Genomic DNA, 15,319 nt, shown 5'->3' with positions numbered 1-15,319 from the left:
GCTTACTCGTCGGCCTGGTGGTGATGCATGTTCTCGGCCATGGCGATCGCGACGCGGCGGTCGTCCTCGGTCGCAAGCGAGAAGGCCTGCTCCTGCATGGACTGGAGCCACGGCCTGTCCTTCGGCGAACACTGGTCGAGCGCCGCCGTCATATAGGCGAGGCCGCGCACCGTCTGGCCTTCCTGGAAGATGACGTTTCCGAAGACGCCCATGGCACCGGCATGGCCGTTCTTGCGCGCCCGGTTCAGCCATTTCTTGGCCTGCTGAACATTGACGGTGCCGCCCTCGCCCGAAAGCAGCATCCGCGCCAACTGGAACTGCGCTTCGGCGATGCCGAAGGTCGATGCCGCCTGGAAATAGAGCTGCCGCGCCTGCGGCAGGTCAGCCTCGACCGGGCTGTCCGGAATGCCGCGTCGGTAATAGCCGGCAAGCGCGATCAGCGCGTTGACGAAATAGCCGGTATCCTCGGAACCGGGCTCGACGCCCTGCTGGGCGATCTCGCTGTAGATCTTGAATGCTTCGAGATCGTTCTCCGCGACGCCATCGCCATAGGCGTACATGTTGGCAAGCGCCCAGCGCGACCCCGTATGGCCCTTCTCGGCGGCATAGCGGTAGGCCTCGACCGCCTCGTCCTTGCGACCGCTCTTATAGGCGGAGAAGCCGAACTTGAAGAGCGCGAACGGACCCGACTCCTTTGTCACGCCCGCGGATGGATCGAAGGCTCGCGCCGGTCCTGCAGCGGTGGCGCCAACCGCCAGGGACATGCCCAGCACCGCCATTTTCAGCGACTTTAATTCACCCGCGCGCATCACAATCAGCTTCTTCCGTCCCGACCGGCTATGCCGACCCAATCACCATGCACATCGACCAGTCCCCGGCCCCGTGCCGCTTCAGCGTCCTGGCGTATCAACGCCAGCCGGCTGGTTCGGTTGCCGCGCACGCCAGCGCCGTCGCGATCGATATCGGCCCGACCACGCGCCAAGCGCCAGTTGCTAAGGGATGTCATGGCGGCACACAAACTCAGTTCACCTCAAACGCAAACACGGCACTCGCACGTTTGTCGCTATTATCGCTGCTCCCATTTTGTGGCGGGAAATGGACATATTCGACACGGGGCGGATACTAGCAAAGCATAGTAATAAATGTGTTGCTGAATCGTCACATTCGCGATTGCTTATAAGCGGCGGCCGAAATGCGCCCGTCCGCCAAAAGAAAGGCCCGGCAGAACCGGGCCTTGAAATGATGATCGATGGAAATCAGAACCTGACTTTTAGCGATGTCGAGATCGCGCCGACGAAGTCGTTGTCGAATGAATATCTCGCTTCGTTGCCGTAGGTCGTTCCCTGATAGGTCGTAGGGCCTGACTCCCCGCTGGTCAGGATACCGACGATGCCGGCAAGCCGCAGTTCGACGTTCTGCGTTGGGGAATACGTAACAGCCGTGCCGAGCGTCCAAGTGTCCGTCTGCGTACCAATCCCGGTGCTCGTGCCGCGGTCCCAGGCCACGCTGACCGCGCCGCTCCATTGATCGTTGAACTTGTGGCCGATGCCGCCGGTGATCGTCCAACCGTCCTGATAGAGCAGATCGAGGCTTGTGCACGGAAGCGGAGATCCCGTTGCTGGGCAGAAGTTGAGGACCTGGAGTTGACTCCAGTCGGTCCACTTGACCGAGCCAAACGCCAGCCATCCGGGAGCAATACCAGTCTGCACCTTGAGTTCCAACGAATCCGGCATCGAGGCGGAACCGGAAACGTCATACTTGACGCCGATCGGCGCAAACTGACGCAGATCGATTGTACCGGATAGGTCATCCAGATCGACTGCGCTGTTGTAGACTAGGCTGGCGCGCATTGCGTATTCAGGAATTTCATACGCCACACCAGTTCGCCAACCCCATCCGGAACCCTCCAAGTCCAGCCGACCGATGGCACCAGGCGCGACGAGCCGCTCTTTAAAGCCGCCAACCTCCTGATAGAACGCACCGCCGATCAAACGGACAAAGCCCGGACCCATATCCCATTTGTAAGAACAGGTGGCCGCGTAGTTATCGCTTTCGACCTTGGTCTCGATATTGTCGTTGGCGCCCATCCAGTTCCTGCCAGGATTGGTATGGGCGCCCCAAGGCTGGGAGTAGTCCGCCATACAGTCAACGCTGTCACCCAAACCAGCCTTTACGCCCACGCGGGGCGCCCAATAACTCTCTGTATCCTGAACGCTGGTGCTGCCGCCGCCTATGCCGTCTGACCCGACCCCATTGCCCGGCCTGATATCCTCCACGTCCTTCAGCTCGCGTTGCGGGTTGACATAAGTCGCCGTCGCTTCCGCCGCATAATCTGAGGGATCGAACAAGAGATCGATATTGTAGCCGCTGCGCTCGAGCCCCCCAGCCTGCGCAGCCGACGCGACGAGCACTCCGGCAACCGCTGCGAGAATGCTCTTCTTCAGTCCATTTCGAGCCATTCAGCTCCTCCCCTGCATTTCAATGAATGCGGCGTTCACCTCGCGCCACCGCAATTGGGCTGACTATTCGTCACGATGCCGTGATTGGCAATTCGTAGTCGGAGGACTAAAGGCGACGAATTCAGTCATAAAATTTACGTAAGAATTTCATGATTCGGCCTCATTCCAAATAATGAGGAATGATTTTTCTCATGTGGAGTATGATTTCCGCCAAATTAGAAGAGTTTTCCAACAATGCAGCAATGTGTGACGTCACGACAACAATATTGCTTTTTGCAAAACAACCCGCCGCTGTCCGTGGGAAAACGCCGCAACAAAACCCACGCGTGTAATTCGCAGCTTGATCGACCAATGGGGAAACTGATTCGAAGTTGCCTTCGATACGAAAAAGTCCGGGGCATTTCTGCCGCGGACTATCATATCCAAGCTTGAACTGGCCTAACCCGCTTCCGAAACGCGGCTTAGTGCAACGCCGAGCGAGTCCTTCTGCAGGTTGAGTTCGGCCAAGCGTTCCCGCTCCGCTTCGACCAATTCCGGCTTCGCATTGGCGACGAACTTTTCGTTGGCCAGCTTGCCGAGAATTCTCTCGCGCTCGGCCTCGACCTTGGCAATAGACTTCTCGAGGCGCAATTTTTCTGCCACCAGATCGACTAGACTGCCGAGCGGAAGGCAGGCCGTCGCTTCGCCGATGACGATCTGGGCGCTGCCGCGCGGCGCCACCGCCGCGTACTCGATGCTCTCCACCCTCGCCAGCCGCTTGATCGCCGGGCCATGCCGATCGAGCCGCTCGCTCGTCAAGCCCTTGGCGCCAACGATGACCAGCGGCGCCATCGCCGCCGGCGGGACGTTCATTTCCGCCCGGACCGAACGGATCCCCGAGACGAGATCGATCAGCCAATTGATTTCATCCGCGGCCAGATCGTCCGCGTAAAAGGCGGCCGGCCATTCGGCGTGGCAGAGCAGCGTCGCGCGCTCACGGCCCGGGCCGGAGGTCTTCTCCCAGAGCTCCTCCGTCATGAAGGGCATGAACGGATGCAAGAGCTTGTAGGTCTCGTCCAGTACGTAAGCGACGCAGGCCTGCGATTCGCGCTTGGCGGTCTCGTCCTCGCCGCCGAAGACCGGCTTCAACAGTTCGAGATACCAGTCGCAGAACTGGTTCCATATGAAGCGGTAGAGACTTCCCGCCGCGTCATTGAAGCGATATCCCTCGATCGCCTCGGTGACATCGCGGATGGTGCGCGAAAGTTCGGTCAGAATCCAACGGTTGACCGTCAGCGAGGCGGCTTCCGGGATGAAGCCCTCGCTGCTCGTGGCGCCATTCATCTCGGCAAAACGCGTAGCGTTCCAGAGCTTGGTGCCGAAGTTGCGGTAGCCGGCGATGCGGGCCGGATCAAGCTTCACGTCCCGTCCTTGGGCCGCCATGATCGCCAGCGTGAAGCGTAGCGCATCGGCGCCGTATTCGTCGATCAGTTCGAGCGGGTCGATGACGTTGCCCTTCGACTTCGACATCTTCTGCCCGTTCTTGTCGCGAACGAGCGCATGGACATAGACGGTGTGGAACGGCTCGACCGGCGTGCCGTCGGCGTCCTTCATGAGATGCAGGCCCATCATCATCATCCGCGCCACCCAGAAGAAGATGATGTCGAAGCCGGTGACCAGAACGTCGGTCTGGTAGTATTTTTCGAGTTCCGGCGTCTCGCTCGGCCAGCCGAGCGTCGAGAAGGGCCAGAGGGCGGACGAGAACCAGGTGTCGAGCACATCCTCGTCACGCGTCAGGATTTCGCCCGGCTTGAAGTTCTCGAGCAGGTCCTCAACATAGGCCTTCATCGGTCCTTCATGCGCGATGTAGTGCTGAATTGCCGCGTGCAGCGCCTCTTCCTCGGTCTTCTCGACGAAAACCTGGCCATCCGGACCATACCAGGCCGGGATCTGGTGGCCCCACCAGAGCTGACGCGAAATGCACCAGGGTTGGATGTTCTCCATCCACTCGAAATAGGTCTTCTCCCAATTCTTCGGGACGAAGCTCGTGCGCCCTTCCCTGACCGAAGCTATGGCCGGCTTGGCCAGCGTCTTTGCGTCGACATACCATTGTTCGGTCAGGCGCGGCTCGATTGGCACACCGCCGCGATCGCCATGCGGCACGACGTGCCTGTGCGGCTCGATATGGTCAACGAGACCGGCGGCCTCGAGCGTTTCGACGATCAGCCTGCGCGCCTCGAACCTGTCCTTGCCCTCAAGCTCATCCCAGGCGCCGTGGAGCGCTGCGGGCTGATCGAGACCCTCGAGGAAGTCCTCGTTGCTGGTGATCGTGACCCGGCCGTCCGCGGTCAGCACGTTGACCTGGCGAAGCCCCCGGCGTTTGCCGACTTCGAAATCGTTGAAGTCGTGGGCCGGCGTCATCTTCACAGCGCCGGTGCCTGTCGTCGGGTCCGGATATTCGTCGGCGACGATCGGTATGCGCCGTCCGACGATCGGCAGGATGACGTGCTTGCCGACAATCCCCTTGTAGCGCGCGTCATCGGGATGCACCGCGACGCCAGTGTCGCCGAGCATCGTTTCCGGACGGGTGGTGGCAACGACCAGATAGTCGCGGGTTTCCCACTCGGTGGCCTTGCCGTCGTTGTCGAAGGCGACCGGGTGCTGATAGGTGACGCCCTCTTCGAGCGGATAGCGCAGATGCCAGAGGTGGCCGTTGACCTCGACCTGCTCGACCTCGATGTCCGAAATCGCCGTCTGCAACTTCGGATCCCAATTGACGAGACGCGTGTCGCGATAGATCAGGCCTTCCTTGTAGAGGCTGACGAAGACCTCGACGACCGCTTCGGACAGCCCCTCATCCATGGTGAAGCGCTCACGCGACCAGTCGCAGGAGGCACCGAGCCGTTTCAACTGATTGAAGATCAGGCCGCCGGATTCGCCCTTCCATTCCCAGACCTTGTCGATAAAGGCCTCACGTCCCATGTCGCGACGACCCGGCAGCTGGCGCTCAGCGAGCTGCCGCTCGACGACCATCTGCGTGGCGATGCCGGCATGGTCCATGCCCGGCTGCCAAAGGACATCCTTGCCGCGCATGCGCTCGAAGCGCACCATGACGTCCTGCAGGGTGTTGTTGAGAGCGTGACCCATGTGCAGGGAGCCGGTGACGTTCGGCGGCGGAATCACGATGCAGAAGGTTTCGGCGTCCGGCTTTGCGCCGGCGCCGGCACGAAACGCGTTTTCATCGTCCCACTTCTTGGCGATACGTGGGTCGACGGATGCGGAATCGTAGGTCTTGTCGAGCATTCTTTGACCGATTTTCGAGATTGATGTCAGGGTTTGTAAACCGGAACGGCCCGTCCAAGTCAACACAAACGGGGAAAAAGCCGCGACGATCACGGCTTTGGCCTGTCAACTCAAGGATGTCCGCCAGCCGTCTTTTTCTGAACGGCTCGATGCACCGAAGGCTCAGAAGCAGCGCTCGGTCGCCCTTTAGGAGTTCCGCAAGGCTTTAGCGCCGGGGACCGCGCGCGACCCGTTCGATCTCCTCGCGCACCAATTTCTCGACCAGCGTCGGCAGATTGTCGTCGAGCCATTCCTGCAGCATCGGGCGAAGCATCGCCTCGGCGATCTCGTCGAAAGACCGCCGCGGCCCCTGATCCACCGCATGGGCCAGATCGTCAAAAGCACGCGCCACCTGCCGACCGACGGAGGGCGATAGGATCGCCCCGCCGACCTCGTCGCTTCTCCCGGCTGCTTCCGGAACGAACGGGTAGCCCGGCGCTGACGGAACCGCCGCCATAGCCACGGGCTCTTCGGCAAAGCTGCGCAGCGACACGCCTTCGGACAGCTTCTCGGCCGCGGCCGAGGGCGCATTCGAAAACGGAACGGATGCCATCCGCGATGTGATCACCGGGCTCTCCGCTGCCGGACTTTTCTCCACCGGGTTTTGCTCTACGGAACTGGCCCGCTCGAGCATTGAAGGCTCCTTAGCGGCGTAATGCGATGCATGGCGCTCGGAGGCCGCCCGCACGCGCGCCGCCACGTCCGCAAGGGAAAGCGGCGACGAAGAGGATGCCGTCGCCTCTCCCGCGCCGCTATTGGCCGGCTCGGCGTCCGTCAGGGAGATGCGGGACGGAACGCGGTGTTCGGACGAGAGTGCCTCAGCATCGATTTCGGAGTCGATCGTCAACTCGATTTCGTCGTCAGAGCCGTCCTCGAATGTTTGCGGTGCAGAGGCGCCGGCCAGACCAGGCTCGTTGTTCTCGATGATCTTGCGAATGGATGCCAGAATCTCATCCATCGAAGGTTCTCGTGCGACATTGAGCTGTGCCATTTCAATCCTCGTTTGCTGCGGACAATCGCATGTCAGAAGCGGTCCGCGTGCCGATTTCGAACGAACCTTATGTGAGTTCGCGAACGAAACAAATGTCGCGAATCAGCTGAGGAAATTCTTGCACAGATTTGTTTTTTAAAGGAGGTGCCAAGGCTACGAAAGCAAATGGCGCACCGGTGGTAGCCCACGGCGCGCCATACTACTTGGCAACATCATCCCTCTCCTTGAACCGAAGGCGGCTCAAGGAGAACGATGCGGCTGAAACTTTAGCGTCCGTCTACGGTACGCAGGCCGAACCACTTGTCCTTGACGGCTTCGTAGTGCTGTTCCGGACGATACTCGGCCACTTGCAGACCTTGAACCGCGACGGTCAGCTTGCCCATGGCCGCAAGCAGGGCGTAGCTCGCCACGACGGCATCGCGCTGAGCGGCGGCAAGTGATTCCTGCGCATCCAGAACGTCCTGCTGCGCATCGAGCACATCAAGCGTGGTGCGCTGGCCGACCTTGCGTTCTTCGATGACGCCTTCCAGAGCAAGATTCGCGGCCGAGATCTGCGACCGGCTGGCGGTGATCCGGGCAAGCGCGGATTCGAGCTGCGCATGGGCGGAAACGACCGTCTGCTGCACCGAGGCGCGCGCGGAGTCGACGAGGATGCGCTGCTGACCGAGAACTTCCTTCGCCTGGCGAATCTGGCCGTATTCAGCGCCACCCTGGTAGATCGGCACTTCAAGACGGGCGGTGACGCTCGCAGTGGTGTCATCAATGCCCGTGCCGGAATTGCCGGTATTGCGTGTAACCGATCCCTGGAGGACGACGCCCGGCAGCATCGTGCCCTCGGCCGATTTTACCTGGAAGCCCGCCGAATCGACATTGTACTGCGCTGCGAGGATCTGCGGGTTCTCCCGCAGGCCGGTGGCAACTGCCTGATCGAGAGATCGCGGCATGCCCTTCGTTGCCGGACGGGGCTGACGGATACCCGTCGGGGCGGCGCCGACGATCTGAACATAGACCGCTTCGCTCTGCTTCAATTGGGCAACCGCAGCGACGAGCAGCGACTGCGCGTTGGCGAGTTCGGCTTCCGCCTGGCTCACGTCGGTCCGAGTGCCTTCGCCCACATCGAGACGCGCCTGGGCGGCGTTCAACTGTTCGCGGAGGAAGGCGAGGTTCTGACGGCGAATGGAGACGATCTGCTGGTCGCGAGCGATATTCGCATAGGACTGGGCAGCCGACAGAAGAATCTGGATCTCGTTAGCCTTCAGTGTCTCCCGTCCGGAGAAGACGTCCGACTGCGCCGCCCTGACGTTGTTCAAGGTCTGAAATCCGTCGAAGATCGTCTGGGTGATCGAAATGCCGACCTGCCCATCATGCGTATCCCGCCTACCGGTTTCGGCGTCGATGCGCGTCAGCGTCCCGGTTGCAGAGGCAGAAACCTGGGGGCGGTAACCGGACTTCGCGATCGGAACGCCCTCATCGGTAGCTCTGAGGCCGGCGCGCGCGGCATTGAGATCCGGATTGTTCGCATAGGCCTTGGCCATTGCCCCGAAGATCGTCTCAGCGAGCACGGCGTGCGGCGCAAGCAATACACTGGTCGAGACAGCCGCCCACAAGGCTGCTTTGCGGACAATCGACACCATCTTCCCTCCGTTCAGCCGGGCGTCACGCACCCGGCAATTTCCAGCAGACCAAATCCCCGTGGGCGGCCTGTTCAATCCCCATGCGGCAATCCGCCCAGCCGCCCCTCGGCGGGCAAATCACCTCGTCGTTCCACTTTGAACCCCGGATTCGACCTTACGACAACCGTACACTGCATGCGAGGGGGGCATTTCAAAAAGAAACACATGACACGTTGCCGATTGGCAACATTGCAAATTTCAGCCAGAGAGGCGTGTGCTGAGATGCCTCAATAAGTGGCACCTCAGAAAATAAACGACCGCTCGCGATTGAACCCGGGCAGCGGTTTCACGGACGTATTGAAATCGGATCGCTCGGAAGTCCTGCCCGATTCTCGCATGTAGAGTTTCGCACGCGATGCGTTACCAAACCCTTCCACGGCGACTAGGCGACCGCCGTCGCGAAGCTGCTCGAAAAGAGAAGCGGGAATCGTCTCCACCGCGCCGTTGATGAAGATCACGTCATAGGGCGCTTCGGCGGCGTACCCCTTGGTGAGATCGCCTCTTGCCATCCTGACGCTGCCATAGCCAAGACGCGCCAGCGTCTCAGTCGCCGTAGCCGCCAGCGCCTCGTCGCTCTCCAGCGCCACGACCGAGCCGGCGATGAGCGACAGCAGGGCGGAAGCATAGCCCGTCCCCGAGCCGATCTCGAGCACCTTGTCCGATTTGGTGATCTGGGCGAGCTGCAGCAGCTTTGCCAGCGGAGACGGCTCCATGAGGTAGCGCGGGGTGATGCCGCCGACGAGCGCGATATCCGTGTCGATATACGCCAGTTCCTTCATCTTCGCCGGCACGAATTCCTCGCGTGGCACGGAGAGAAAGGCAGTCAGAACCGAGTGGGAGGTCACATCCGTCGTGCGGATCTGATTGTCCACCATCTTAATGCGCGCTGCTTCGAAGTTCATGATGCTGCCTCGTGTGCGAATGGGCGCGGCGCCGCCATCTTGGGAATTCCGCGCGATCTAGCCTGGCTGCGTGAGAGCCACATGCCTAAGCTCATAATTCGCCGCACCGCGGGTTTCAAGCGACCGCGGCATTCGGCCCGCAAAAAGGAAGCCGCCAGCGAAAGGCCGGCGGCTCGAATGCGGTTGCTTGATGGCGTTGGTGCGACGGGATCGTCAGCGGCCGGGAGCGGCCTCGAGCCCGACAAGGGCGATCTTGCCGTAGCCCGCGCCCTGGATGAGATTCATGACGGTCATCAACTCGCCGTAGTCGACCAGCCGGTCGGCGCGAAGCAGAACGCGGGTTTCCTTGTTTCCGTTGGTGATTCGATCGAGTTCGGCGACGAAGGCGTCACGTCCCGTCTCCTCATTGCCGATCGCCAGCGACAGATCCGCCTTCAAGGTCACGAATACCGGCTTGTCGTCACGCGGCGTCGGCCTGGCGACGGATTGCGGCAAGTCCACCTTCATGTCGACCGTCGCCAGCGGCGCAGCCACCATGAAGATGATCAGGAGCACCAGCATCACATCGATGAACGGCGTGACGTTGATCTCGCTGTTCTCGTCGAGGTCGCCGCTGCCTTCAGATATCCGTCCCGCCATATCCGCTCACCCGATCCTGGCGATCGACGCATCGGCACCATGGCCGTAACCGTCCTGCCGGCGCGGCTGAGGCTTGCGGATCTGGCGGTGATCGAGATCGCGGCTTACCAGCCGCTCAACCGCGGCGGCGGCATCCGCCAGGATGAGCTTGTATCCGCCGACCGAGCGGGCGAAGTAGTTGTAGATCACCACTGCCGGAATGGCAGCGACAAGCCCGATGGCGGTCGCCAGCAGGGCTTCGGCGATGCCGGGCGCGACGATCGCCAGATTGGTCGTCTGCGCCTTGCTGATGCCGATGAAGGAATTCATGATTCCCCAGACGGTGCCGAACAGACCGACGAAGGGACCGACCGAGCCGATCGAAGCCAGAACGCCGGTGCCGGCGCTCATCCTCTTGCCGGCGCGGATCTCGATGCGGGAAAGCAGCGAGGCGGCGCGCTCCTTGACGCCTGTCGCCGGCGCTTGGTCCAGGACCGCCTCGGAACGAGCCATCTCATCGACGGCGGCGGCGATCATTTCGCCCGCAACCCCTGCCTTGCGGTCGAGTTTCAGCGCTGCCAGACCGTTTGCCGCCGTCAACGCGCGTACCGCGCGCTTCATCCGCACCTTCGCAAAGGCGAGTTCCAGGGTCTTCACAAAGAAAATCGCCCAAGTCGCCACCGAGGCCAGGGCGAGTGCGATCATCACGCTTTTGACGACCACGTCAGCGGCGAGGAACATGCCGACCGGCGACAGGTCGTGCGGAAGGTTCGGCGCGCCTTCGGCGGCGATCGCGCCGCCTTCGGCCGGCGCCGGCGCCGTTACGGGCGCCGGGCTGCTTCCACCCTCGGCCGGCAGCGGGGCAACGGTCTGCTCGCCGACTGGCGCCGATGGTTCCGTCTGGGCTGCGACCATGGCCGGGCCGGAAAGGAAAATGGCAAGTGTCGCCGCCAGCAACAGGTTCTGGGTCGGTCGGCTCCGATTCGACATCTCGTTCCTCATTATTTCGCGCGCTTCCCGATCAACGTCGGCGCTTCGGGCAATCGAGGGCGCTGGTCGCAAGCGGCCAGACTTCCTCGCCGGCACGGTCTTTACGCAAAGCCGGCTCGGATGACAAGGATATCTGGAGTATAATAATCAGGAATAATGGCGAGGCAACGCCGAAACGGCGCTGCAGACCCTTTAGAACGCGGGCGGTTCGGAGGAAAAACTGTCACTGCGCCAATCATAGCGGCGGTGCTGCTGCCACGGCCTCTGCGTCGATAGAAAAGACGTCATGACGCGCATGCGAGCAGGCTGCGCCGCGTCGGCATAAATCTCGATCGCGCCGGTCTGCCGCAACGTCCTGCCGGTAAACACCAGCGTTTTGCCCGACGAACAGACCGGCAACGCCCGCCTTGTCGCGGCAACCATCAGGTCGACGCGGCCGCACAGCTCCGCGAAGGCATCCGGTGCTTCTATCACCGCAACCGCCCAACCTTGCCGGCTGCGACCGACGCACCACTCGCCCTTGCGACAAATAAAGGCGCCCGGCTTCGCCGCAGCCAGATACGGCATGGCGTTCCCACTCGCTATCCTGTTGGCGGGTTGAGCGCCTGGAGCACTCCGCGCGGAGCGATCGACACCCTCCCGGACGCGGCCTTCGGCGGACGCTTCGACAGGCGCAAGGTGGCTCTCAAGGGCAAGCGCGCGTTGCCATTGCGAGAAGATGAACGCCGGCGGACGTGCCTTGTTGGTCGCAATCGCGTCCTCGGCGATCAGGCCGACCAGTTGTCCGTCTTCGGAAATCGTAATGGAGGGCCGTTCCGCCTGGCGGTCCAACGCGACGGACAACCCGCCCACGAGGATCAACGCCGCACCGGCGAAGGCGAGCCGGGTCCTGAGAACGCAGAGCAACACGCCGCCGAAAGCGAGCAGGAAGAAACCTGCCGCGCCAATACGTCCGGTGACCCACTCACCGTCGAGCGTCGCCACGTAGCGCGCGACGGTGAGCATCCAATCCAGCCCCTGCCCCATCACCATCAAGGGGTAATATTCCAGCCCGAAAGGCATGAGCAGCATGGCAAAGAGGCCAAAGGGCATGATGAGAATGCCGATCAGCGGTGTCGTCAGGACATTGGCGAGCAGTCCGTAGGCTGGCAGCCGCTGGAAATGCGCTGCCGCATAGACGGCAGTGGCCAGTCCGCCAATGAGCGACGTCGCGACGGTAGCGACGACGGGACCGGAGACCTGGCCGAGGTTCAGCCGAGAACGCCTCTCCTCTGCACTCCGTAGCCGATGGTCGCGCCAGCGAGCGTAGCCGGCAACAAGCGCCAGTGTCGCGGCAAAGGACATCTGAAAGCCGGGACCCGCCACGGCCGAGGGCGACCATACAATGATGATCAGCGCGGCAAGCGCGACATTGCGCAGGCTGATGGAGACGCGGTCGAAGAGGACGGCGACAAGCATGATCGAGATCATGATCCAGGATCTGAGCGCCGACACCGCACCGCCGGAAATCAGAATGTAGAAGAAGACCATGGTGAGCGCGCCGGCGGCCGCGTATTTCTTGATCGGGCGCTTCGCCGCAAGGCCGGGAACCAGGCTCAGCAGGGTTCGGGCACCGACGAGAAAGGTGCCCGCTGCCAACACCATATTGAGCCCGGAAATCGCCAGGACGTGCGAAAGGCCGGCGGCCCGCAGCGTCTCGACGATCTCCCGGCTGATGGCGCGCTCCTCGCCGGTTACCAATGCTGCAGCGATGGCGCCGGTGTCGCCGCCGATTGCCGCCCGAATCCGATTGCCGACCGTTTCCCGCAACGCCGACAGGCGGGCGATCATCTGCAACGAGAAGGAGAGATCGCCGTTGGCGTCCGACGGCCTGTGCGGCGCACCGTAGAAAAAGCCGACGGCGCCCACGCCCTTGAAATAGGCATCGAAGGCGAAATCGTTGAGGCCCGGGAGCGCCGGTCCGGACGGCGGCGAGAGACGAACCTTGCCTTCGATGGCCGAGCCGATGGCGAAGGGCTCGTGGCGACTGCGGGCCACCAGCGTCGCCTGCCCGGGCGGCCTGCGCAGCGTCGGCTCCGAGGTGCCGACGATCTCGACCAGATAGCGCCACCGCCCCTTGTCGTCCGGCTCGCGCGAGAGCACGGTGCCGCGCAGGTTCGTCGTCACCGGGCCATCAAGGATGACCGTATCGACACGGCGCGTTTCGATCACCGCAAGCAGCATACCAGCGACCACGATTGCTGGCGCGAGCAAGAGCGGCCGCCACGCACGCAGTTTCCCCCGGCACAGCAATGCAGATATGCCGAAAACGCAAAGCGGCGGTGCGAGTTTGGCAAGTCCGACGTTCTCCGGCAGCGAAAACCAGATAAGCGCCCCGAGCGCCAGAAGCACCGGAACCAACACGAAGCCATGGCCGAAATCGTCTTCCTCGCGCAGCATCGCGCGCAGAGAACCGGCAACGGCGGCGGTCCGAGATCGAAGCCGGCCGGCGTAAGAGCGGCGATCGGCCTTTACGACGGAACCGCTGTGCGCCTTGATCTGCGGGTTTTCGCGCGTATCGACGACAAAGTCGGCGGCTGACAGGCTCCATGCGCCGCGCTCCGCGTCGCGCATTACTGCCGGTCCCTGCCCCTCCCGCATTTCGCTCTGCTCTGCCCCCTCTGGCCGCCCGCACCGATCCTGCAACCAAAGGAACCTTATTGCAATCGTAAGACTACCTGCCAAAAAAATAGGCAGAGCTGAACTGACCAGCCTAAGCCGTGAGATTAGCGATCATTGATCTTTGCGGATATATTGCCATACCATGCGATTGTTGCGCCGCCATATGCACATTTTCGCATCGCACAATTTGCCTTTCGTACAGCTTGGCAGTCGAAAGTAAATCATATAGCAAATTCGCAACGCTTAATTTGGTGGCATAGGACGACGTGCCACAGCGCCAAAAGACGGAGGGTCCCATGTCAGGAACAAGCGCGACAATCTCAATCGATGGAAAAGCAGCGGACCTGCCAGTGAGATCGGGATCGATCGGCCCGGACGTGGTGGATATCGGCTCGCTTTACAAGCAGACCAAGTTGTTCACCTACGACCCCGGCTTCACGTCGACGGCATCGTGTGAATCCAAGATCACCTATATCGACGGCGACGAGGGCGTGCTGCTGCATCGCGGCTACCCGATCGAGCAGCTGGCCGATCACGGCGACTTCCTGGAAGTCTGCTATCTTCTTCTTTACGGCGAGTTGCCGACGAAGGCGCAGAAGGACGACTTCGACTATCGCGTGACGCATCACACGATGATTCACGAACAGATGTCACGGTTCTTCACCGGCTTCCGGCGCGACGCGCACCCGATGGCCGTCATGTGCGGCTGCGTCGGCGCCTTGTCGGCCTTCTATCACGACTCCACCGACATTACCGACCCGCATCAGCGCATGGTCGCGTCGCTGCGCATGATCGCCAAGATGCCGACGATTGCGGCAATGGCCTACAAGTATCACATCGGCCAGCCTTTCGTTTATCCGAAGAACGATCTCGACTACGCCTCGAACTTCCTGCGCATGTGCTTTGCCGTGCCCTGCGAGGAATATGTGGTGAACCCGGTCTTGTCGCGGGCGATGGATCGCATCTTCATCCTGCACGCCGACCACGAGCAGAACGCCTCGACCTCGACGGTGCGGCTTGCCGGCTCGTCGGGCGCAAACCCGTTCGCCTGCATCGCCGCCGGCATTGCCTGCCTCTGGGGTCCCGCTCACGGCGGTGCCAACGAAGCGGCCCTCAACATGCTCGCCGAGATCGGCTCGGTCGACCGCATCCCGGAATTTATCGCCAAGGCGAAGGACAAGAACGATCCGTTCCGCCTGATGGGCTTCGGTCACCGGGTCTACAAGAACTATGATCCGCGCGCGAAGATCATGCAGAAGACGACGCATGAGGTGCTCGCCGAACTCGGCCACAAGGACGATCCGCTTCTCGAAGTCGCGATGGAACTCGAGCGCATCGCGCTGACGGACGAGTACTTCATCGAGAAGAAGCTCTACCCGAACATCGACTTCTATTCCGGTATCACGCTGAAAGCGCTGGGCTTCCCCACTACGATGTTCACGGTGCTCTTCGCGCTTGCCCGCACCGTCGGCTGGATCGCCCAGTGGAACGAGATGATCGAGGATCCGGAACAGCGCATCGGGCGTCCGCGCCAGCTCTACATCGGCGCACCGCTGCGCGACTACGTGCCGCTCTCCAAGCGCTGATCGCAGCGCCCGTCGAAAAAAGCCCGGTCAAGAATGGCCGGGCTTCTCTTTTTGGGCTGGGTCTGTCAAGCAAAGGATATCCTCGCCGCGCCTACAAGGCGCGGCGTCGGTCGTTGTC

Annotated in this window: 10 protein-coding genes; 1 reads left to right on the top strand and 9 read right to left on the bottom strand. The window is 61.9% G+C overall.

Translation table 11 applies throughout. The features are described 5' to 3' along the window. Positions 1–2: 2 nt before the first annotated feature. The 9 genes from exoR to ATC00_RS16115 all read right to left on the bottom strand — a co-directional run bounded on the left by exoR (position 3) and on the right by ATC00_RS16115 (position 13,594). Entirely contained in the window at positions 3–809 is an 807-nt protein-coding gene (gene exoR, locus ATC00_RS16155; protein WP_064253577.1) for an exopolysaccharide production regulator ExoR, read from the bottom strand. Between the two features lie 447 nt (positions 810–1,256). Next, entirely contained in the window at positions 1,257–2,459 is a 1,203-nt protein-coding gene (locus ATC00_RS16150; RefSeq protein WP_064253576.1) for an OmpP1/FadL family transporter, read from the bottom strand. A gap of 438 nt (positions 2,460–2,897) precedes the next feature. Beyond that, positions 2,898–5,741, bottom strand: coding sequence for a valine--tRNA ligase (locus tag ATC00_RS16145; RefSeq protein WP_064253575.1), 2,844 nt, complete (start codon positions 5,739–5,741; stop codon positions 2,898–2,900). Between the two features lie 205 nt (positions 5,742–5,946). Next, complete coding sequence (locus ATC00_RS16140) at positions 5,947–6,771, bottom strand: PopZ family protein (protein WP_064253574.1); 825 nt, start codon at positions 6,769–6,771, stop codon at positions 5,947–5,949. Between the two features lie 266 nt (positions 6,772–7,037). Beyond that, complete coding sequence (gene tolC / locus ATC00_RS16135; protein WP_037384553.1) at positions 7,038–8,405, bottom strand: outer membrane channel protein TolC; 1,368 nt, start codon at positions 8,403–8,405, stop codon at positions 7,038–7,040. Positions 8,406–8,686: 281 nt separating this feature from the next. Further along, the gene (locus ATC00_RS16130) at positions 8,687–9,346 is read right to left on the bottom strand and encodes a protein-L-isoaspartate O-methyltransferase family protein (RefSeq protein ID WP_064253573.1); all 660 of its coding nucleotides are present in this window, start codon (positions 9,344–9,346) and stop codon (positions 8,687–8,689) included. Positions 9,347–9,559: 213 nt separating this feature from the next. Further along, positions 9,560–9,985, bottom strand: a complete 426-nt coding sequence (gene exbD, locus ATC00_RS16125) for a TonB system transport protein ExbD (RefSeq protein WP_037384564.1) — start codon at positions 9,983–9,985, stop codon at positions 9,560–9,562. 6 nt (positions 9,986–9,991) lie between these two features. Beyond that, positions 9,992–10,954, bottom strand: a complete 963-nt coding sequence (exbB, locus tag ATC00_RS16120) for a tonB-system energizer ExbB (RefSeq protein ID WP_064253572.1) — start codon at positions 10,952–10,954, stop codon at positions 9,992–9,994. Positions 10,955–11,146: 192 nt separating this feature from the next. After that, positions 11,147–13,594 (bottom strand): ComEC/Rec2 family competence protein, encoded by a 2,448-nt coding sequence (locus ATC00_RS16115; protein WP_064253571.1) that lies wholly within the window; start codon positions 13,592–13,594, stop codon positions 11,147–11,149. A 317-nt stretch (positions 13,595–13,911) separates the two neighbouring features. On the opposite strand from ATC00_RS16115, the gene gltA reads away from it, so the two are divergent. Beyond that, on the top strand, positions 13,912–15,201 hold the full coding sequence (gene gltA / locus ATC00_RS16110; protein WP_064253570.1) for a citrate synthase: 1,290 nt from the start codon (positions 13,912–13,914) through the stop codon (positions 15,199–15,201). The last annotated feature ends 118 nt before the right edge of the window (positions 15,202–15,319 follow it).

Origin of the sequence: Sinorhizobium americanum, from assembly GCF_001651855.1 — a bacterium.
GTDB lineage: Bacteria > Pseudomonadota > Alphaproteobacteria > Rhizobiales > Rhizobiaceae > Sinorhizobium > Sinorhizobium americanum.
Note: the sequence above shows the minus strand (reverse complement) of the source record. Positions and strands in the feature narration are given on the sequence as shown.